Consider the following 21344-nt stretch of genomic DNA (forward strand, 5'->3'; position numbering starts at 1 on the left):
TTAACGTTTAAGTTAATTAATACTAAAAGACCCGAGCTTAGTCTCGGGTTTTTTAATGCCTAAAGAAAAGTGTTTCGTTTTCAGCTATTAGTAGCTTGGTGTTAAATTATACTTAACACATAAAAAAGCACGACTTTAAGCCGTGCTATTAATTAAACTTTTTGATAACTGACAAATTTTACAGCTTAGTGTTTTTTGGCATATGCTTCAGCTTGCTTCCATACTCTTAGTGTATTGCCACTTAGTATTTTTTTTATGTCGCCATCGCTGTAGCCTCTATCCATAAGGCCTTGTACTAAGTTTGGATAACTAGACACATCCTTCAAGCCAATAGGTAACGAATCGCCAACACCGTCGTAATCAGAGCCAATGCCAACATAATCAATGCCAATCAACTCTACAACGTGATCAATATGATCAAGCACTTGTTCAAGGCTGGCAAAAGGGTACGGATTTTTAGCGCGATAAGCCGCATCAAAATCATTACTTAACTTAGTGCCTTGTTCTTTAGCAGACTCTTTTGTACTTTTTAGTTGCTTACCCCATGCACCTGCTTTTGCTGTAACAAAGCTTGAACCAAAGTTAATTTGAATCACACCACCGTTCTTTTTAAGGGCTAATAGCATATCGTCATTCATATTACGCTCAAAACCCGGAGTGTATTTACGAAGCGATGAATGTGAGGCAATAACAGGAGTTTTAGACAATTCCATTACCTGATAAAACGCATCATCTGAGATATGCGACACATCTATTAACATACCCATATTATTCATTGCAGTGACCAGCTCTTTACCAAAGGGGCTTAAGCCTTTCCATTTACGGCGAATATCGTAAGATGAGTCAGAAATATGATTACTTTGTGAGTGTGCAAGGGTGATGTAACGTACGCCACGGTCAAAAAAGTGCTGAAGGTTTTTTAAGTCACCTTCAATAGGGGAGCCGTTTTCCATTCCCATAGCAATAGACAATTTGCCATCTTTAAATTGTTGTTCTATGTCGTTTGTAGAGCTTGCCATTGCAAATTTAACGGGCGCGCGTTGTGCAATCGCTTCCATCCCATCAATTAACTGGTTTGCTAATTGATAGCTTTTACCTTTACCTTCAAACTCTAAATGAGCAGGAATATATATCGACATAAATGGCGCGTTTAAGCCACCTTTTACTGCGCGAGGATAATCAAAATCGCCATCCTGAGTCGCTTTAGTTACATCAGCCCACGTATCGTGAATACGGTAAGGTACATCAATGTGGGTGTCGATTAAAATAGTGTCTTTGGCAAGTTTAACCGCTTTGTCTGACGCGCTAACAGGTTGCTCTGCAAAGGCTTGGTTTGTTAAAGCTAGTGATACGGCTACCACTAGAGTGCTGAGTTTTATCATGTTTTGGCTCTTTGGGTAAAAAGCCATTGTGTACGCTCAGCTAAAAAGTTACAAGTACTTCACTCTAATCATACGACGCTTGTTGGTGCTCTTCACTTTGCAGTGCTTTAAATTCACTCTTTGAGATGATAGTGACCGATTCGTGCAGCTCAGAGAAAAATACCATGGCTTCACCATTTTTTAGTTGCTGATTGACTTGCGCTACTTTACTTTCAATACTGAACTCTTGCTCGCCATAATCAGTGCCTTCACGCAGTACATAGCTTTCTATTAAATTGTATAGTGTGTCTTTATCAAGTTGTTCAAAAGGGATAATCATTACTGCTTGTTACTCGTTTTGTTTATTATGTGTTGGCTAAAATAGCTAGGTACGGCTTTTTCTAACCAAAAAATGGGTTTAAACGGATTACTACCGCTAATAAATCCAACGTGCCCACCTTTTTCAGAGACGCACAGGGTAACATCTTCACTCACATCTTGCTTGCTAGGCACTGCTTTAATCGACAGCATTGGGTCGTCTTTCGCATGAATGATTAAGGTAGGTACAGCAATATGTTTTAAGTAGGGCATAGCACTGGCTTGACGATAATAATCATGTGCATTCTCAAAGCCATGCAAAGGGGCTGTTATATGATTATCAAATTCTAATAAATCATTAATGTCCATTAATTCATCAGTTGTGATGGGTATTTGCTGCTTAATTTGAGGTAACTTGCGCTGCATCGATTTTTTCATACGATCGAGCAAATACTTTTGATAAATTTTACCCAAGCTTTTGCGTATTACATCACTTGATGATGATAAATCATACGGTGCTGATATAACGGCTGCTGCATTTAATGGGCATCGCTGGGCTTGCTCACCTAAATATTTTGCCAATACATTACCACCTAACGAAAAGCCAACCGCAAATAAAGGCCTGTTTGGAAACTGTAGTTTTAAGTGATTAATAAAAAAAGCTAAGTCGTCTGTGTCACCACTGTGGTATGCACGGGGAAGGCGGTTAACTTCTGTTGAGCAGTTTCTAAAATGCATGAGTACAACGGCATACCCTTGCTTTTTTAGCGCTTTCATCATGCCTTTGGCATAAAAGCTATTAATATTGCCTTCAAGGCCATGCAATACAATGGCAAGTGGAGCATTTTCGTTATGCGGAAGTGACCATGCAAGCTCAATAAAATCACCGTCGGGTGTATCAAGCTGTTCTAATTCGTAGCGAGTATTATGAAAAGGGCGGAAAAAACGCGGCATTATGGTTTGAACGTGACGATTGGTCATCCACCATGCGGGTTTAAACTTATGAGTCATGTTTATACTACACACTTTGCAAAAACGAAGCGTTAGTGTATCAAAAAGAATAAAAAGCGCCTAATTAATAACTAATTAGGCGCTTTGTGCGTCGTGCTTAATTTTTTAATGTTGTTCTTTCAGATCAGCGTCGTGTACTTTTTTCATGAAAAAATACACAAAAAATAGGCATAAACTAATAACGACGCCTAAAAAGCCAAATGATAGAAATAACACTGGGTCGCTAAAAAAATCTCTAAAGAATACGTCCATAATTGCCTCCTGATGTCTATGGGGTAATCATAGGTCTATTTTTGCAGCTCTGAACTGATCCAGATCAAGCTATTTTCCTGATTATTAAATGAGTCGTAAAGAAGTTGATTTGGATCAAATAGGTTGGCTAGAGCTAGCGAAACCCAACGAGAATTAATGATAAAAAGCAGTTTCAAGGTAATGAATTACTGTAGGTCGTCATTTATGGCGATAATTTTTATTGTAAGTTTGCTGAGCTAAATCACGGCTTTGTTTTTCTCTTAAAGCGAAGCGCCTCTATGCCTCATTGTGAGTCAGTTATTTAAATAGTTTTTTGCACAAAGAGAGAATGAGAAGTAAATGAGGGGAATGCAAAATTTATTCGCAGCTAAAGCTGGTTCCTACAAGCTTAGTAGCAATAACATCTGCTTGGGCTTATAATTTTCCTTTATAGCTTTATTTTTATACCTAGTAATAATGGTGGTAGGCATTGAACATTATACGGATAGTTAAATACACTTTAGTGATTATGCTGCTGCAAATTGCCTTATCGACATTACTTAATACTGTTGTTGGTTTTGAGCGCTATGCATCATCGAGGCTTGGCGATTACATTCTTATTGCAATCATGCCTTCTAGTGTTTTATCTTTTTTACTATACGGTGTAATGGCATATCGCAGTGATAATTATGCTTGGCGATATACATTTTATGTTTACTTTTTAGGCTCTTTGCTTGGTACAGTAACTGTCTCATTGATATTGCAAGAGTTTTACTTTTTCAGTGAAACTTCCATTATAGAGTTGCCTGTTTCATTGTTAGTTATTACTTTAGCAACCCTAACAGGGTTGCAGTTGCAGCAAAAAACGAATGCTTAAAGCTCTCCAACATATAGCATTACATTAGTGGTCCTCGAATCAGGCTCTAATGTTAAAGTATTCACTTTTTCTACTAACATCTGTTGTTGTTGTTTCTCGAGCTTGAGCTCAGTACTGAGCAGCTCTTTACGAATTACAGCGTAATCTGCAATCTCGGTTTGATTTGCTTTTAGATAGGCGCGTGTAGCACGAAGGGGCTTCAGTACCTGCTGGTCAAATTCACAAATTGATTGTTCAAGCTTGTTTAGCTGAGTTTGACTAACTGCTAGCTTGAGAGAGTCTAGGTAATACAGTAACAAACACAGGTTTACATTTTTACCTAGCTGGTTTTGATAATCCAACAGGCGCGTTTGCATGTCACCCTTGCTATAAAGGTCACATGCAAACTGCCAAAAGTCGTCTTTATTGAGCAAGTTCATCGGCAAAGGCCTGTTCTTTTTCTTCCATTTCTTCAAGCGCCATAAGTAACTCTTCTTCAATATCGTTAAGTTTAGGCGTAAGCGTGGCTTGCTTAGCAATTAACTCTTTTAACCGGGCTTTGTTGTCATCGTTGTAGAGCTCGTTATCGCCAAGTGCAACTTCCACTTCGCTGAGCTCTGCGGTGTGTTTGTCGAGCTGCTTTTCAAGTTTCTCAATTTGCTTTTTAAGCGGTTGAATGGCTTTTCTAAATTCAGCCTCTAAGCGCTTTTGCTCTTTTCTATTAACCCCTGAGTTTGCTTTTGGCTCATCGGCCTGCTCCGATTTAGTAGCCGCTTTATTAGCATTAAGAAGCCATTGGTAATAATCGTCAAGTTCGTAGCCAAATTGGGTTACTTCACCGCTGTCTACAAGGTAAAACTCATCGGCGGTGTTTTTCAGCATGTGGCGGTCATGCGATACGGTAACCATAGCGCCTTCAAAGCCTTGCAGGGCCATAACAAGTGCATGGCGCATTTCTAAGTCAAGGTGGTTGGTAGGCTCATCGAGTAGCAGTAAATTTGGTTTTTGATATACCAACATAGCCAGCACTAAACGGGCTTTTTCACCACCCGAAAACGGCGCTACAGGCTCAAGCGCTTTATCGCCAATAAAGGCAAAGCCGCCTAAAAAGTCACGTAGTGATTGTTCAGTAGCTTTTGGGTTTAAACGTTGTAAATGCGTAATTGCGCTGGCTTTTAAGTCAAGGGATTCAAGCTGGTGCTGTGCAAAATAGCCAATATTAAGGCCTTGGTGCTGAAATACATCCCCTGCTTGTGGTTTTAAGTCGCCGGCAAGTAATTTAATTAATGTGGATTTACCTGCGCCATTTCTACCAAGCAGTGCAATACGGCTGCCAGGTACTAAGTTCAGCTTAATACTATTTAAAATAGTTACGTCGCCATACCCGGCTTGAGCTTTGTCGAGCGTCATGAGTGGGTTTGGTAGCGCTAATGGCTCTGCAAACTCAAAATTAAATGGTGAGTCGGCATGTGCTGGGGCAAGCTTTTCCATACGCTCAAGTGCTTTAACACGGCTTTGCGCCTGCTTAGCTTTACTGGCTTTTGCTTTAAAGCGAGTAATAAACTGTTCTAGGTGGGCAATTTGCTCTTGCTGTTTTTCGAACATGGCTTGCTGTTGTAATAAACGCTCTGCTTTTTGGCGTTCAAACTGCGAGTAGTTACCTTTGTATACATTGATAAGTTGTTTATCTATGTGCCAAATTTGATCAACCACGGCATCTAAAAACTCACGGTCGTGCGATATAAGTACCAATGTGCCTGTGTAGGCACGCAAAAAGCGCTCAAGCCAATATACGGCATCTAAATCAAGGTGGTTTGTTGGTTCATCGAGTAATAGTAAATCAGCGTTTCTAATAAGTGCTTGGGCAAGGTTTAAACGCATGCGCCACCCCCCTGAAAACGCACTAACAGGGTTTTCTATTTGGTTATTAGCAAATCCTAACCCATGCAACAGCTCGCCAGCTTGCGATTCAATGCTGTAGCCTTTCATGTTTTCTAGCTGAATATGCACTTTGGCTTGGGTATCGCCATCGTTATTTTGTTCTGCTTCTCTCAGCGCAATACGCAGCGCGTAGTATTCAGGGTGTCCTTGCAATACATAATCAATGGCGCTTATTTCGAGGGCTGGGGTTTCTTGTTTAACCGAGGCAATAGACCAATCTTTAGGAATACTGCAATTACCGGCATCAAGTTGCAATTCAGATTTTAGTAAACCAAATAAGGTTGATTTCCCGCAGCCATTGGCACCTACAAGGCCTACTTTGTGCTCTGGAAATAACGTAGCTGATGCATTTTTTAATAAGGCTGTGCCGCCACGAAGGAGTTCTATTTCTGATATTTGGATCATGAATGCGTTACTTTACTGTACCCTTGTTAAGTTGGCGCTATCATACCATAGAACTTAATGCGCTTATCAAGCGTATCAACAAGTGATGTTATACGATAAAATAGTTGTAGTTCAAACCACAGGAAAAATGTTGTGAGACAAAAGAAGCGATTTATTGCTGGTGCATCGTGCCCTGACTGCAAAGCCATGGATACAATGATGCTTTACAGAGAACATGATGTTGAAAAAGTAGAGTGTGTTGAGTGTGGGCATAAAATGTCACAACCAGAGAACGCTGTTCAGGCATCTACTCGCCAATTTGAGCAAGTCATTGGTGTGTTTAAACCGGGCGACTAACCCGGTTTTTATTGCTTAGGTACACACCTTTTAGTAATGCGGAGGCGGTGGCTCTGGCATATTAGACATCATAGAAGGCGAGGTTTGCGCTTCTTTAATTTTTTCTGCCAGCAGTTCTGTTTGGCGTTTCATTTTAGCTAGCATTTGCTGGTGCACTTTGATCTCATCGTTTAAGATTTCAATCGTTTCATCTTGAAAAGCCACTTTGGCTTCAAGTTCCATTACGCGGTGTTCAATTGTGTTCATTAGTGTCTCGTATAATAAATCGCTCTGCGATACCGCTGGAGCTTTCGGTTAACAACGACTTATCGTTATCTATAAATGCCACATCAAGCACAACGGCCGATTTTGGTTTACTGCCTTCTCGCGGCGTAACTTGCCACGTTTGAATTTTTTCACCGCTTGATATTTGCCATAAATCAACTCGCTTATTAGGCGAACCCGTTGCCAGCAATGTGCCTTGCTCGTTAAAGCGCACGGCGGTAAAAATTTTCTGACGCGCAATATACGCCAGTTTACTCACAAGATCACCTGTAGTCAGTTTCCATACATGTGCTTGTGCCATACTGTCGGCGGTAAATGCAAAGCGACCTTGTGGATCAAGGGTTACTTGAGTAACACGAGTTGGGTGGCTAAAGCGATGAATAACTTGGCCTGTATTGGTATCCCAAAAATAGGCAACATAGTCGTTAGAGCCGCTTAATGCATAACGTCCGTTTGGCGCCAAATCAACGGTGTTAACTTTATCTTGATGGCCTAAAAACTCAATGCGACGTCCGGTTTCAAGGTTTAAAAATACAACCACGCCATCGCTGCGGCCATATAATACACTGCGACCTTGGTTACTAATGGCAATGTCTCGAATCGTGGCTTTTTGTATTTTGTAATAGCCTTTGTTTTCGCCAGTGCTGATATCCCACACTGCGAAAGTAGTTTTTTCTGCGGTAACCGCCACGCTGTTATCAAAGGCAATAGCAAGGCTGTAAACTAAGTTGTCTTGTGATTGCTGCTGAAACCATTGGTATTTTAAAACCTGCTGTTGATTATCCCACAGCGCGACCCCATGGTTGATAGAAGAGATTAAACTGTACTTTCCATCGTGAGAGAGAGCTGACGAAAATGCACCTTGTGCGGTGTGCTCAAAGCTTTCTACCGATTGGTTTTTTTTATCGGTACAGGCAATGGCTAAAAAACAGCTAAAAACGATTAAAAAAGTACGAAATATCGACATCTTACAGGTATTTCCTCTTAACTCTTAGTGACTGAGAGGTTAGACTAGGTGCGTTAAATGCCTAGGTTGTTTGTCTAATCACTGGATATGTATTTCTAAGTTTAGCTAACAATACAGACTTTAGTTATTAAACAAACAGCCTACCATGTAGGGCGTTAATCTTTAACTAGTAATATTACAATAAATGACAACTGCAAAGTATGTCGGAGATTTAAAATGAAAAAGACGATTAGATTGTCATTGATTGCAGCGTCGGTTTTAGCGCTTACAGCTTGTAATCAAGAAGCAAAAAAAGAGCAAGCTGAAGTAACATTAGACACTGTAGAGCAACAACAAGCATACGGTATTGGTGCTTCTGTAGGTAACTTTTTAAATAAAGACCTAGCAGACAAATCTGAAATTGGCATCGAGCTAGACCAAGCGCTATTAATTCGTGGTTTTGAAGATGCACTTGCTGGCAATGCAAAAATTGACGAAGAAAAAATTCGTGAAGTGTTAACAGCTTTAGATACCTCAGTACGCACTAAGCAAGAAGAAAAAGCGAAAGTTGAGTCTGAAAAAAGCAAAGCGGCAGGTGTTCAATACCTAGCTGATAACGCTAAAAAAGAAGGCGTAACAGTAACTGAGTCTGGTCTACAATACGAAGTATTAAGCGAAGGCGAAGGCGAAAAGCCAGCAGCAACAGACGTTGTTAAAGTACATTACAAAGGTACTTTATTAGACGGCACTGAGTTTGATAGCTCATACGCACGTAACGAACCAACTACATTCCCACTTAATCGCGTAATTGCTGGTTGGACGGAAGGTTTACAACTTATGCCTGTAGGGTCTAAGTACAAGTTTACTATTCCTTCAGAGCTTGCTTACGGCGATCGTGACCTTGGTAAAATTCCAGCTAATTCAACACTTGTTTTTGAAGTTGAATTACTAGAAATTCAAAATGCAGAAGCACCTGCAGAATAAGCCAAGCTTAAAACGTAAAAAGGGACCTTAGGGTCCCTTTTTTAATTAAGTTACACGAATTAAATCTTAATTTAATCAGTATGATTAGAAAACAGGTTATCAATCAGTTCATCTTCAAGCTCAAAACGAAGCTCTAATGACTCACCAATAACTGAAAGGTCGTTATCAAACCCTTCTAATAAGTCTTCTTTATTTACTTCAGCGTACTTGTCATTGAAATCAAGTGCGACATCGGTGGTGCTTGAAATACGCGGATAAATTGAGTTTGCAAGCTTTTGGCTCTCTAAGCCCTTTTTTTCACAGGCTTTAGCAATATCATCGTACACTTCAAAATGCCCTGCAGAGAGGTAATCCATAAGGAGTTGGCAAAAAGACTGTATTTGTTCAGGCTCTGGTAGCGCGTGATCTTTTTTATCATAAGGCGCAAACCCTGCAATCTTGCAATACAGTACAATAAGTTCTTGGCGTTCATTAAGCCAGTTATCGATTACTGTATGGCTACCACCCCATTTCTGTTGAGCTTTTTCTACACGCGTCAGCATAACTGTTCTCCTAAGCTGGGTTGGTTTTTAGTTACATTCGTTTTTATGTACATCAAGATATATTTAATTTGCGTGTATATCAACAAGTAATGCAGATGTTGTAAAAGTGCAGAAGAATTATTCATTGAAAGGCTAAATATTTTATTGCAGGCAAGAAAAAACCACCGGTTAAGGTGGTCTAATTTCTTCAAGTGGCTTGTTATAACAAGCTTTCTTATTTTTATTAAATGATTTTTATTGTTATTGTTTAAAACTTTTTATTTTTATTGTTTTAATAATTTATTATTGTTTTTGTTAACGCGGGAAAGACAATACCAAGGTTTTTGTTATGTTGCAAACATATTAACAAAAAGTTTTAAATGTTAGTGTTTTTTGCCTAATTTATAATCAAAATGGATTAAAACCATCAATATTATTGATCTGCTTCTATGTAAAGGCGTTTTCGTCTTTAAGAAATAGAGAGGCGATGAATATGGTGGTACAATCTTGCACAATTTCTATAAGCATTAGGATCATTTACGCCATGAGCGAATTAAAAAACGACCGTTATTTACGTGCACTTGCAAAACAACCTGTTGATGTAACGCCTGTATGGATGATGCGTCAAGCTGGACGTTATTTACCAGAGTACCGTGCTACACGTGCGCAAGCGGGCGATTTCATGAGCCTGTGCCGTAATGCTGAGCTTGCTTGTGAGGTAACACTTCAGCCACTGCGTCGTTACCCATTAGACGCGGCCATTTTGTTCAGCGATATTTTAACGATTCCTGATGCAATGGGTTTAGGTTTGTACTTCGAAACAGGTGAAGGCCCTAAGTTTGAACGTCCTATTTCGTCGCTTGCAGATGTTAAAAAAATACCTAAGCTCGATCCAACTGACGAGCTTGGTTATGTAATGAATGCAGTAAGTACTATCCGCCGTGAACTTAAAGGCGAAGTGCCACTTATTGGCTTTTCTGGTTCACCATGGACACTTGCTACATACATGGTTGAAGGCGGTAGCAGCAAAGTATTTGGTAAAATTAAAAAAATGGCGTTTGCAGAGCCGCAAACACTTCATTTATTACTAGATAAACTTGCTGATTCAGTAATCGACTACTTAAACGCACAAGTAAAAGCAGGCGCGCAGTCGTTAATGGTATTTGATTCGTGGGGCGGTGTATTAAGCCCGCGCGACTACAACGAGTTTTCACTGCAATACATGCACAAAATTGTTGATGGCCTGATTCGTGAGTACGATGGTCGCAAAGTGCCAGTAACGTTATTTACTAAAAATGGTGGCCAGTGGATAGAAGCCATTGCAGCCACAGGTTGTGATGCAGTGGGCCTAGATTGGACCATTAATATTGGCGATGCTAAACGCCGTGTAGGCGATAAAGTGGCCTTGCAAGGTAACATGGACCCGTCAATGCTACATGGTACGCCAGATCGTATACGCCAAGAAGTAGGCACTATTTTAGAAGACTTTGGTACAGGCAATGGCCATGTGTTTAACTTAGGTCACGGTATTACGCCAGATGTTGACCCAGAAAAGGCCGGTGTATTTATTAATGCCGTGCACGAGCTTAGCGGCCAGTATCACAAATAATTAATGTGTTTTATGCATTAATACTAAAAAGCCCGCTTAACAGCGGGCTTTTTGTTTATACGCTTTAAAGTGTTTACTTAAACAAGCGATTTAAACCATTTAATGCTGCAACTCGATAGGCTTCTGCCATGGTTGGGTAGTTAAATGTGGTATTTACAAAGTAGTCGATATTATTGCCACCATTTTTTTGCTCCATAATGGCCTGGCCAATGTGAACAATTTCAGAGGCACGTTCGCCAAAGCAATGTACCCCAAGTACTTCTTTGGTTTCGGTGTGGAATAATATTTTTAAACTACCTACTTCAGTACCTGCAATCTGCGCGCGTGCAAGGTGTTTAAACTGAGCGCGGCCTACTTCGTAAGGTACTTTAGCCGCGGTTAGTTCTTGCTCTGTTTTACCCACTGAACTCATTTCTGGAATGGTATAAATACCCGCCGGAATATCAATAATTAACTTATCATCACAGTTACCGCAGGCTATTGCATCAGCTGCAATGCGGCCTTGGTCAAACGCAGCACTAGCTAGGCTTGGATAGCCAATTACATCGCCTACCGCATAAACGTTTTCAATCTCAGTTTGGTAGGTTTCGTTTACTTTTATTTGCCCACGGCCGTCGGCTTTTAAGCCAATGGCTTCAAGGTTAAGTGTGTCAGTGTTACCTGTGCGGCCATTCGCAAATAAAATACAGTCAGCCTTTACACGCTTGCCCGATTTTAAATGCATAACAACGCAATCGTCGCGCGTTTCTACACGATCAAACTCTTCGTTATGACGAATAACAATGCCGCTATTCCAAAAGTGGTAGCTAAGTGCATCAGATATTTCAGCATCCATAAAGGCAAGTAAACGGTCGCGAGTATTCACTAAATCAACTTTAGCGCCTAAACCTTTAAAAATAGAAGCATACTCACAGCCAATAACCCCTGCTCCGTATATAAGTACGCGCTGAGGGTCGTGCTCAAGGCCTAAAATAGTATCGCTCTCGTAAATACGAGAATGGCTAAAATCAACTTCAGGTGGGCGGTAAGGGCGAGAGCCCGTAGCAATAACAATTGTTTTTGCAGTAATGCGCTCGGTTGAACCGTCAAGGCGTTTTACTTCAACAGTGTGTTTATCAACAAAGCTCGCATCACCTTGAAACATATGAATACGATTACGATCGTAAAAGCTGCTACGTAAATTAGACTGCTTAGAAATAACCGAACTTGCGTGACGTAAAATATCAGGGAACGTTAAACGACTCGGGCGTTCACCAATATTAAACAACGGGTTGGCTTTGTATTCAATATAGCGGCTAACCGAGTGACGTAATGCCTTAGAAGGGATAGTTCCCCAATGTACACAACCGCCGCCGACTGTTTCTTGGCGCTCTATAACCGCTACTTTTTTGTTGTTTTTCGAAAGGTTCATGGCGGTGCCTTCACCGCCAGGGCCCGTACCAATAATTATTGCGTCATATTGGAAACTTACGGGTGCTTTTTTCTGTTCTGGTTGTTTGGCCACAGCCACTCCTAAATTAATTAAAAGAGGCTTTTAATAACCTCGCATTAAGTGCTAGCCATGCCTGTTTTTGATTTTCCCAGGCGGCTTCCAGCTCGTGATATTGTGCCATTAAAGCTGAACGTTCACACTGCTTTGCCATATTATTTTTTTTAACTTCTAAAACTTGTTTTTGAAGTGAACAATAAGTCTGCAGTTTTTTCAGCAATAAATCGTATTCTTGTTGTAATAATGTAAGCCTATCTTGCGCTAAAGGCAATTTTGCAAGGCGTGTTTGCGTTTTGCTCATAAGCGTATCGGCTTTAGCTTTTTCTATGCGCTCAACAGGGGTACGCTTTAACTTACTTGCTAAACCAACAGCAGCTAAAGAGCGAATCATCCATTTAGTGGGGTCATAATGAAACCACTTAATCCCATTACGGTAATCACTTGCAAAAATATGATGAAAGTTATGGTAACCCTCGCCATAAGTAAATAACGCTAAAAAGCCATTATCGCGCGCGGTATTTTTTTCAGTGTATGGGCGCGAACCCCATATGTGAGCCACCGAGTTAATAAAAAAGGTAAAGTGTTGGCTTAATACTAAACGCAGTAAACCCGCTAAAATAAGCATACCCCACACGTCGCCCACCAATAAACCAAGTACCAATGGTAGGCCAACATTCATCGCAATAACTAGTTTTAGGTAGTGCTTGTGTTGCCAAATAACGATTTTATTACGCTGTAAATCACGACAATTACTGTAATCACCGTAGCTATCGCCTTGGTAGTCACGTAACATCCAACCAATGTGGCTGTACCAAAAGCCATTGGTTGCGGCGTAAGGGTCTTTTATTGGGTCGTCAACTTGGCCATGGTGTATACGGTGATCGCTACTCCAGTGCAGAGCGCTGTTTTGCAACGCAAACGCACCGCCAAGGGCAAAAATAAATTCAACAGCAGGATGAGCATTATACGTTTTATGTGCCCATAAACGGTGGTAACCGGCTGTGATAGATAGGCCCGCAAAAAACATACAGGCTACAAAAGCAATCCAATGTGCGCTGGTAAATCCGTAGCTAATGCCATACCAAGGAACAAGTGTGATAGCCGCTAAAAAGGTAAGGCTAAAAAATAGGACGTTTGTCCAGATAATCGGTGGTTTATTCATCATTCTCAATCTCAGCGTACAACTGTAAGCTAAAATAGTATTTCAAACTCTCGCCGTCAAGTATTAGACTGGGGAATTGAGCTATTATCACTAAATATTAATATAAAATTATTCAGGGAGTTGTTGATGTCGGGTGTTAGAGCGCAACAGAAACAAAAAACACGACAAGCCTTAATTCAGGCGGCATTTAATCAGCTAAGTGCAGATCACAGCTTTTCGAATTTAAGTTTACGCGAAGTAGCCCGCGAAGCCGGCATTGCGCCCACCTCGTTTTATCGCCATTTTAAAGACATGAACGAGCTAGGTTTAACCATGGTAGACGAAGCCGGTTTAACCCTTCGCCAGCTAATGCGCCAAGCCCGAAGACGCATAGCAAACGACGGTGGCAGTGTAATCAACACCTCGGTTGTTACGTTTATGGAATTTATAGACAGCTCAAGCAACCAATTTAGGTTATTACTGCGTGAGCGCTCTGGCACATCTAAGGCATTTAGAGCCGCAGTCGCACGCGAAATCAAACACTTTATTTTAGAGCTTGCCCACTATTTAGAAAGCGAAACCAAGTGCGACGCCATGCACGCCTACATTCAATCAGAAGCCATGGTAACACTGGTATTTAATGCCGGCGCTGAAGCATTAGATATAGAAGGCCAACAACTTGACGAACTTGTTGAGCGTGTTATTTGGCAGCTGCGTTACATAACGCGTGGTGCAACCCATTATGTAAGAGAAAAGGCTGACTAATTTAAATTATTTACATAAAACATTGTAGATTTATTGTTCTAATTTCATTATATTACGCGTTGTAACAGCAGCGCGTTACCTAGACAGTAAAAAATAAATAACTCTCTTACAAAGAGAAAGCGAGGATGCAAATGCTCACCAAGGATCCGGTGAACTTAAATTACCCCCCATTGTTTGAACAACCACATGACGAGCTTGAAAACTCTCAGCCCGTGGTTACATTCTCTCATTTGAGCCGTGCTCAATTTTGCCAACTGCCAAAAGTACTACAGAGCAAATTACAAAGTAATTTATTTGGTGTGGTAGACAAGTATCAAGCTGCTTGCCTGCGCGACGATACACGCAGCCAATACTGGGTAAAAAATAAAGAGTGGCAAAAAGTGTCGTATTCGGCTTACAAGCTCGCAAGTACGCGTGTTGCTATTTATCCAAAACAAACTCAAGCACCCACAAAATACTCAGGCGCAATTAATAATGGCTCAATAGCATCATCGCAAGCAGCGCTACAAAGTAATAACTTTACCAATAAAGGGGTTATAGCCCCTAATACACCTGCATTTATTAATAGCCAAGCAGCGGCGCAAAATACACCACAGTATATAAACCAGCAAAGCTATAAGGCTAAAACAACAAAAAAACCTCGCCCTGCGCAGCAGTATACCCCCGCTATACGCATTTATAAGCCAGAGCTAAACAGCACAATGCTATTAAAAGCATCGCACACAGTTAGGCAAAATTTTACAACTCACGTACTTAGCGCCGCCGAAACCGTAGAGCAACTCGCACAGCAATATACCGGCTATAAAAATGCCAACTTAATTTACGATTACAACTTAGGCTATAGCGAACGCAAACCTGCAAAAGCAGGCACAAGCTTAATAGTCCCCAATGGTTGGAAACTTAATATTGAAGGCTCATGCAGTAACAGCCGCAGTGTAGTTATTCAGTGGCAAGGGCCAACTAGTGGGCAAATAACGCTACAACTAGAAAAAAAACGCCCCGACGAAGTCTCGTTTTGGCAGCACTACGCTGAAGTAAAACCGGGTATTTATAATGTTACGGTAACGGCCAGTGGCGCAACCGACACCACCACATTTACAGTTGAACAACCCACTTTAGCCTACGAAATAGAACTACTCGACGAAGCTGGCGAGCCACAAGCTAACATGGGCTACAAAATACGCCTACGCAACGGCCACATTATTACCGGGCAGCTTGACCAAAACGGCTATGCCAACGTATCAGGCCCCGACTTTGAAAACGCTAAAGTCAGCTTTTTTGAACTCGACAGCGAAGATTGGTCTGTAGGCAAAGTTTAAGGATATACAATGACCCAACAACACACCGTAGCCCAAGGTGAAACGCTATTGCGCATAGCAAAGCAATACGGCTACCAAACATCTAAAGCGCTTTACAACCACCCAAGCAATGCAGAGTTTAAAGCCCTACGCCCCGATCCAAACTTAATTTACCCGGGTGATAAAATTACGATTCCGCCAAAAAAAGAAAAGTTTATACCGCTGCGCACCAACAGCATTAATAGCTTTGTTGTACAAAACGAAAAAGAATATTTTCGCCTGCAAGTATCGTACGACGACGGCGATGATATTACCGGTAAACGCGTTGTGCTTAATATCGGCAGCCAAACAATCGATACCGTATTGCAAAGTGATGGGCTTATCGAAGTAGAGCTTAATAATAACGACGCCCTTACTGGCAACGTCGATTTATATTTAAAAGCAGGCGAAACCACACCAACTAAAAGCTTTGCGGTACAAATAGGCAATCTAGATCCAATCGACACGCTTTCTGGCGTGCAGGGACGTTGTAATATGTTGGGGTTTAATTGCGGCAAGGTTGATGGCATTAATGGTGCAAAAACCAAAGCCGGTGTGAGGGAATTTCAACAAGCGCAACAACTACAGGTAGACGGCATTGCAGGGCCGGTTACTAAAAGCCGTCTTGTTTATGTTTATGGAGCCTAAGTTATGAGCCAAGCAATGCCCATGGCAGTCAATAAAGTTAACACACTAGTTATAAAAACAAATGTTGGTGCGTTACAAAAACATATCATAGTTAAAGTGATTGGTGATATAGATATAAAAGCGCAGTTGTTTAGCCAAGGTAGCGCGGTTAACTTGGAGCAACAGGGCAATCAACAATACCACTTTAAAAACCTGTCACAACAAGCGCTTTACACCTTAAAAGTAATTATAGCGGGCGAAACAGAATTAACCCTTATTAACGAACAAAGCTTTGCAGATTATTTTGACCTGTTAAAAGTTCAGTCATTCAATATTGGTGAAAAAGGCGGGCCGCAATTACTCGAACATAAAATATTACCAAAAGGCCATATTGAAATAACCTTGCTCGCAGAGCCCCCTAGCTTTGGTGTATTTTTTGATGGCACGGGAAATAACCGCCTTAACGACATACAAGATTCAACCGACGGCAAAGAACCGACTAATGTGGTTAAGTTGTTTGAGTTATATCCCTTTCAAAAATATCAATCACGCTATTATGCAGAAGGTATTGGCACTAAAGCCCACGAAAGCGATTCAACCTTAGACATGGGTTTAGCGTTTAGTTTTGATGAGCGAATTAAAAGGTCTTTACTCGAAATGGAAGCATATTTGATTCGCAATTTATTTAAAACTATTAAAGTTTGCTCTATTGATGTATTTGGTTTTAGCCGTGGTGCAGCGCAAGCGCGGGCATTTGTTAATCAAGTAAATGCGATATATAAAAATAATCCACACTATTGGGGCGGTATTAAGCCGGTTATTCGCTTTGTTGGTTTATTCGACAGCGTTGCCTCTATTGGTGGCGATGGTGATAACAACCACAGTGAGTTTTATGCCAATGATGAGCTTGATTACCCCGTTAATTTAAACCTAGCAAGTAGTAGTGCGGGGTTTGTAATGCATTTGGCGGCGTTTGATGAAAAGCGAGATAAATTTCCACTCAGTTCATTACGCACTCGTAATAAGCAGCTCCTTAAAAACCAGCAGGAAATTGAATTACCGGGTGTGCACTCAGATATTGGCGGCGGTTATGGCCCCGTAGAAACAACCATATTATACCCGTGGCAATATATTGCGGGGCAAGCCGGAGAGCCAGAGCACGATAAAGAATTAGCGCAGCTTAAAAAGTCACTTGAGCAAAAATATTATTGGCCAACAATTAATATTGAATTTAAAGCAAGTAGGCCAAGGATGAACAGAAAGCCAAAGCGAATTCGTAATGAATCAGAGTATACGGTTTATACCGGCTATAAACCGTATTGGCGGCGCAATTTAAATAATACCTTACCCCATTATAGCCTAGCGCTAATGTATGAAGCGGCGGTTAACCAAGGGGTGCCACTACAAAGCTTAACGGAACTTGCTAACCGCAAACAAGCTGACGGCCAAGCTATACCTTATGCTTTACCTAGCGAGCTTAAAATACTGGTTGATAGTGCCCGTAGCTTTGGCCCACAAAGTGATGCCTGGCAAGCTTTATATAAAGATTACATCCACCACAGTGTTAAATATTCAGCAACGATTGATGCGATTGCTCATGGCCCAGAAGAAGACGCTGAATTCACCACCAAAAACCAACAACGTGAGCTTTTTTACAATCAACCAGAACACGCTGAAGCAAGTGAGCAATGGCAATCACAATTAATAAATGGATATAGATTATGGACAAAATCTTAAAGTTACTTCTTACTAGCTTGTTTGCTGTATTACTAGACGGCTGTGCAACAACAGGTGAAATCGACTATATGGTTGTATCGGGTTCAACAGATGAAGGCAATAATATATTTGTGACTTTAATTAAGTTTGATGACAAGTGGGATGTACCCGCAGGAACTATGTCTTGTTGTCGAGCCACTGCGGGAGCTATGGTTGGTGTTTACGATCAAAAATTCCCAGAAAAAGTTGCGGTTGAATGGTTAGATAAGTCAGAAAATAGAATTTACTTTGGTGAAGTGGCAATAGATAAAAATGGTTATAAATTAGCTAAAAATTTACCTTCATACATAGCGCATACAGGTAAGGTTTTTAAAGATGTAAAACCATATTTAATAGTTGGTATGGGTGAATCAGGTGAGATAAAGGTTTGGGTTACGAATACGCCATCAGCTGGATTTACTGGCCGTGTATTACACGAACTAGGCTCAGGGCAAGCACAGTGGCGTGAGAATAAGTAACTAAGCCATTCCTCAAGAGCAGCTTGAACTTAAATGGAAATATATTATGAGTAAACTCATAAAATCACTCATCGCACTCGCTTTAACATTATTCGCCGTAGGGTGTTCGTCAACAGGAACAATTGATTACATGGTCGCAGGTGTCGGCACCGAAAATGGCAATGCAATTTGGGGGCGCTCTGTGGTATTTGATGATGAATGGGGTATTCCTTCCGGTGCAATAGAATGTTGTTACGCACAAGCTGGTGGTACTGTAAATGTTTACAATCAAAAATTCCCAGAAAAAGTCGCGGTTGAATGGTTAGATAAGTCAGAAAATAGAATTTACTACGGTGAAGTGACAATAGATAAAAATGGTTATAGGTTAGCTAAAAATTTACCTGCTTATACATGGGTAAGTACAGGAGAAGTAGAAGAAAATATTAGGCCTTATTTAATTGTTGGCATGGGGGAAAGTGGCGAGATAAAAGTATGGTTATCAAATGCACGATCTGACAGAAATAGAACAGGCCGTGTATTACACGAACTAGGCTCAGGGCAAGCACAGTGGCGTGAGAATAAGTAGTAAAGCCACTACCCTAAGCTCATGTTCTATAAAGTATTCGCAGAGGCAGCCCGTAGCTCATGACCCAGAAGAAGACGCTGAATTCACCTCTACCAAAACCAACAGCGCGAGCTTTTTTACAATCAGCCAGAACAAGCTGAAAAGAGTGAGCAATGGCAGTCACAATTAATAAATGGATATAGATTATGGACAAAATCTTAAAATTACTCACCACATTGACCTTTACATTATTTGTAATGGGTTGCTCGTCAATAGGTAAAATTGATTACATGGTCGCAGGCGGTGCGACACAAAAGGGTAATGAAATTTGGGTGCAATCAATTACTTTTGATAATAGTTGGGGTATTCCTATGGGGAGCCTTGGTTGTTGCTGGCAAAGTGCCGGTAAAACAAGTGGCGTTTACGATCAAAAATTCCCAGAAAAAGTAGCTGTTGAATGGTTAGATAAGTCAGAAAATAGAATTTACTTTGGTGAAGTGGCAATAGATAAAAATGGTTATAAATTAGCTAAAAATTTACCTGCTTATACATGGGTAAGTACAGGAGAAGTAGAAGAAAATATCAGGCCTTATTTAATTGTTGGCATGGGCGAAACTGGCGAAATAAAAGTGTGGCTATCAAATACAAGCTCAGGAATGAATAGAACAGGTCGCGTATTACACGAGCTTGGTTCAGGACAAGCCCAGTGGCGTGAGAATAACTCGTAAAGGATTTCCATCTGTAGCTTTGGATAATGGTACTACAAGCCAAGTTGCTACTTATATTACCTCGTAAATAAATGCATTTAGTAAAAGAATAGTTTTAATGACGTTTTTAAAAAATCACAGCATGCTTTGCGCCCTCAGCGTTTGTTTTAGCTTATTGCTAAGCGGGTGCTCAGAGCCCTCATCTCAAAGTTCAGCACAAGCAGAGGTTGATGTTGCTAAATATCCATGGGCTAAAGAGCATAAAAACCATCCAGAGTGGCCACTAGAAATACGCGAAGAGGTGTACGGCGATGCAGATACCTTCTCAACCCCGCGATTAATGTTTTGGAATAAATATAAATACAGTGAAGTGCGCACGCTGTGGTCATCACGGTTAGATGGCTCAGATAGGCGCCGAATTATTCCTGAGAAAATATTTACCCAAATGGAGCCTGCGGGATTGCATCCACCAGCACGCTCACCAGATAACCGTTATATTGCTATTTCGGGTTATATAAATGATAGAGCGACACGCCAGTTATACGATACTAAAGAGAAAAAGCTAATTACCGTGTCAGGCGGAGGCGGCTACCCGTGGTTTAACTGGACCTCAGACAGTAAAAATGTGATTTTTTACTCAGATGGCAAAAACTTTAACTACCATGTTCCAACAGGGGAGCTAACCCCTCGGCCGCAAATTCACCACAGTGGAGCTGCTTTTTTACTTCCGGGAGATAAAGAGTTTTTAGTCATAAAGCATGATGGCTTTTGGATACATAAGTTTAATGGTGAAGTGGTTCGCAAAGTTAACTTTGGTTTTCCACGTAAGTGGAGAATGAAAAACCATCGAATTTCGCCCGATGGCAAGTATTTAGCGTTTATGACCCACGCCAGACCGAAAGCCCACTTTCATTGGGTGAATATTGCAAACCCTGAAATAGAGCACTCAGAAAAAGGGGAGGGAAATGGCGTAATCTTTTCACTTGATGAAGATGTTACCCTTAAATTTGGCTATAATCCTAGGGATGAAGTCGATGAAAATAACAAGCCAGTTACTTATAGTATTATTACCCAAACTAATATTTTAACCGGTGAACAGCAGGTAATACGCACTAAAGAAATGAGAATGTGGGGGCTTAGAAGCATAGCGCCTATTGCTATTACCAACCAAAAAGCACAGAGCAACTAATTATGCATGACATGAGTAAAGGAAGTGCCAGCCCTGTGGTGTATCTATTAACTGGTTATATTGAAAATAATAAACGAGTTCCATGGATGTGAAAGTAGGTTCAATATGGCTCAAATCATTTCGGCTCTTCGGCCATAAAGTGAGTAATGGCACTTTTTAATCATTAAACATGTGATTACTTTATAAACTTAAATAAAAGTGACAAAACTTATCTAATCGGGGATCACTTTAAAGCCGATTTAATTATGGTGGCAAGAAGCGTGTTTGGTATTTTTAATCTTATTATTTAAGGTTTTTTGGTTTTTATTTTCTTTATGATTGTGTTTTAAAGGTGTTTTGTGGAATATTTATGCTTGCTTCGATCTCTCTGTAATGTTAAAAATAGGCCTCACTGAACACACACACAAGAAACAAGATGCAAAATATTCGTTTAATTACACTAAAACTTAATCTCTTACTGCTATGGCAAGTAAGCGGGGATTAGTGTGTTTGCATTGAGTTGAACATTAAAAACCCCGCAATTGCGGG

General features: G+C 40.7%; 22 protein-coding genes. 12 read left to right on the forward strand and 10 right to left on the reverse strand.

The window, feature by feature from the left end; genetic code table 11:
- Positions 1-185: 185 nt before the first annotated feature.
- From CWB65_RS13205 to CWB65_RS13215, 3 genes are all read right to left on the reverse strand, one after another.
- Entirely contained in the window at positions 186-1382 is a 1197-nt protein-coding gene (locus CWB65_RS13205; protein WP_138740761.1) for a dipeptidase, read from the reverse strand.
- Positions 1383-1446: 64 nt separating this feature from the next.
- Complete coding sequence (locus CWB65_RS13210) at positions 1447-1701, reverse strand: YheU family protein (RefSeq protein ID WP_010557790.1); 255 nt, start codon at positions 1699-1701, stop codon at positions 1447-1449.
- Complete coding sequence (locus tag CWB65_RS13215) at positions 1701-2690, reverse strand: hydrolase (protein WP_138740762.1); 990 nt, start codon at positions 2688-2690, stop codon at positions 1701-1703. The genes CWB65_RS13210 and CWB65_RS13215 overlap by 1 nt, the downstream gene beginning before the upstream one ends.
- 721 nt (positions 2691-3411) lie before the next feature.
- On the opposite strand from CWB65_RS13215, the gene CWB65_RS13220 reads away from it, so the two are divergent.
- Positions 3412-3798, forward strand: coding sequence for a hypothetical protein (locus CWB65_RS13220; protein WP_138740763.1), 387 nt, complete (start codon positions 3412-3414; stop codon positions 3796-3798).
- On the opposite strand, the gene CWB65_RS13225 is transcribed toward CWB65_RS13220, so the two are convergent.
- Positions 3795-4217 carry a TIGR02444 family protein gene (locus tag CWB65_RS13225; protein ID WP_138740764.1) on the reverse strand — a complete coding sequence of 141 codons (423 nt, stop codon included), beginning with the start codon at positions 4215-4217 and terminating at the stop codon, positions 3795-3797. The two genes, CWB65_RS13220 and CWB65_RS13225, sit on opposite strands and share 4 nt — an antisense overlap.
- The gene (locus CWB65_RS13230) at positions 4201-6123 is read right to left on the reverse strand and encodes an ATP-binding cassette domain-containing protein (RefSeq protein ID WP_138740765.1); all 1923 of its coding nucleotides are present in this window, start codon (positions 6121-6123) and stop codon (positions 4201-4203) included. The genes CWB65_RS13225 and CWB65_RS13230 overlap by 17 nt, the downstream gene beginning before the upstream one ends.
- Before the next feature lie 132 nt (positions 6124-6255).
- On the opposite strand from CWB65_RS13230, the gene CWB65_RS13235 reads away from it, so the two are divergent.
- Positions 6256-6459, forward strand: a complete 204-nt coding sequence (locus tag CWB65_RS13235; protein ID WP_010557786.1) for a YheV family putative zinc ribbon protein — start codon at positions 6256-6258, stop codon at positions 6457-6459.
- A gap of 30 nt (positions 6460-6489) precedes the next feature.
- Here the strand turns inward: CWB65_RS13235 and CWB65_RS13240 are convergent, their stop codons facing one another.
- Complete coding sequence (locus CWB65_RS13240; protein ID WP_006793743.1) at positions 6490-6705, reverse strand: SlyX family protein; 216 nt, start codon at positions 6703-6705, stop codon at positions 6490-6492.
- Positions 6692-7690: a WD40 repeat domain-containing protein gene (locus CWB65_RS13245; protein WP_138740766.1), complete on the reverse strand. Its 999-nt coding sequence runs from the start codon at positions 7688-7690 to the stop codon at positions 6692-6694. Before CWB65_RS13245 ends, CWB65_RS13240 begins: the two co-directional genes overlap by 14 nt.
- Before the next feature lie 216 nt (positions 7691-7906).
- On the opposite strand from CWB65_RS13245, the gene fkpA reads away from it, so the two are divergent.
- A complete protein-coding gene (gene fkpA, locus CWB65_RS13250) occupies positions 7907-8653 on the forward strand; it encodes an FKBP-type peptidyl-prolyl cis-trans isomerase (RefSeq protein ID WP_008126756.1) in 747 nt (248 codons plus the stop codon).
- Between the two features lie 71 nt (positions 8654-8724).
- Here fkpA and CWB65_RS13255 read toward each other — a convergent pair whose 3' ends face one another.
- Positions 8725-9195 carry an Rsd/AlgQ family anti-sigma factor gene (locus CWB65_RS13255; RefSeq protein ID WP_008126754.1) on the reverse strand — a complete coding sequence of 157 codons (471 nt, stop codon included), beginning with the start codon at positions 9193-9195 and terminating at the stop codon, positions 8725-8727.
- A 523-nt stretch (positions 9196-9718) separates the two neighbouring features.
- Here CWB65_RS13255 and hemE point away from each other — a divergent pair.
- Positions 9719-10783, forward strand: a complete 1065-nt coding sequence (gene hemE, locus CWB65_RS13260; protein WP_138740767.1) for a uroporphyrinogen decarboxylase — start codon at positions 9719-9721, stop codon at positions 10781-10783.
- A gap of 73 nt (positions 10784-10856) precedes the next feature.
- Here hemE and sthA read toward each other — a convergent pair whose 3' ends face one another.
- Both sthA and CWB65_RS13270 read right to left on the reverse strand, forming a co-directional pair.
- Positions 10857-12287 carry a Si-specific NAD(P)(+) transhydrogenase gene (gene sthA / locus CWB65_RS13265; RefSeq protein ID WP_138527405.1) on the reverse strand — a complete coding sequence of 477 codons (1431 nt, stop codon included), beginning with the start codon at positions 12285-12287 and terminating at the stop codon, positions 10857-10859.
- A 13-nt stretch (positions 12288-12300) separates the two neighbouring features.
- Entirely contained in the window at positions 12301-13434 is a 1134-nt protein-coding gene (locus CWB65_RS13270) for an acyl-CoA desaturase (RefSeq protein ID WP_138740771.1), read from the reverse strand.
- Positions 13435-13560: 126 nt separating this feature from the next.
- On the opposite strand from CWB65_RS13270, the gene fabR reads away from it, so the two are divergent.
- The 8 genes from fabR to CWB65_RS13315 all read left to right on the forward strand — a co-directional run bounded on the left by fabR (position 13561) and on the right by CWB65_RS13315 (position 20816).
- Positions 13561-14178: an HTH-type transcriptional repressor FabR gene (fabR, locus tag CWB65_RS13275; protein ID WP_006793750.1), complete on the forward strand. Its 618-nt coding sequence runs from the start codon at positions 13561-13563 to the stop codon at positions 14176-14178.
- Positions 14179-14309: 131 nt separating this feature from the next.
- Positions 14310-15497 carry a hypothetical protein gene (locus CWB65_RS13280; protein ID WP_249365034.1) on the forward strand — a complete coding sequence of 396 codons (1188 nt, stop codon included), beginning with the start codon at positions 14310-14312 and terminating at the stop codon, positions 15495-15497.
- A gap of 9 nt (positions 15498-15506) precedes the next feature.
- The gene (locus CWB65_RS13285; protein WP_138740769.1) at positions 15507-16163 is read left to right on the forward strand and encodes a PGRP and LysM peptidoglycan-binding domain-containing protein; all 657 of its coding nucleotides are present in this window, start codon (positions 15507-15509) and stop codon (positions 16161-16163) included.
- 3 nt (positions 16164-16166) lie between these two features.
- Entirely contained in the window at positions 16167-17879 is a 1713-nt protein-coding gene (locus CWB65_RS13290) for a T6SS phospholipase effector Tle1-like catalytic domain-containing protein (protein ID WP_008126735.1), read from the forward strand.
- Positions 17864-18376, forward strand: a complete 513-nt coding sequence (locus CWB65_RS13295; RefSeq protein ID WP_138740770.1) for a DUF2931 family protein — start codon at positions 17864-17866, stop codon at positions 18374-18376. The genes CWB65_RS13290 and CWB65_RS13295 overlap by 16 nt, the downstream gene beginning before the upstream one ends.
- A gap of 46 nt (positions 18377-18422) precedes the next feature.
- A complete protein-coding gene (locus tag CWB65_RS13300) occupies positions 18423-18941 on the forward strand; it encodes a DUF2931 family protein (protein ID WP_008126731.1) in 519 nt (172 codons plus the stop codon).
- 185 nt (positions 18942-19126) lie between these two features.
- Entirely contained in the window at positions 19127-19648 is a 522-nt protein-coding gene (locus tag CWB65_RS13310; RefSeq protein ID WP_008126729.1) for a DUF2931 family protein, read from the forward strand.
- A gap of 97 nt (positions 19649-19745) precedes the next feature.
- On the forward strand, positions 19746-20816 hold the full coding sequence (locus tag CWB65_RS13315) for a TolB-like translocation protein (RefSeq protein ID WP_008126727.1): 1071 nt from the start codon (positions 19746-19748) through the stop codon (positions 20814-20816).
- Positions 20817-21344: the final 528 nt, after the last annotated feature.

This window comes from Pseudoalteromonas sp. S554, from assembly GCF_005930865.1.
Lineage (GTDB): Bacteria > Pseudomonadota > Gammaproteobacteria > Enterobacterales > Alteromonadaceae > Pseudoalteromonas > Pseudoalteromonas marina.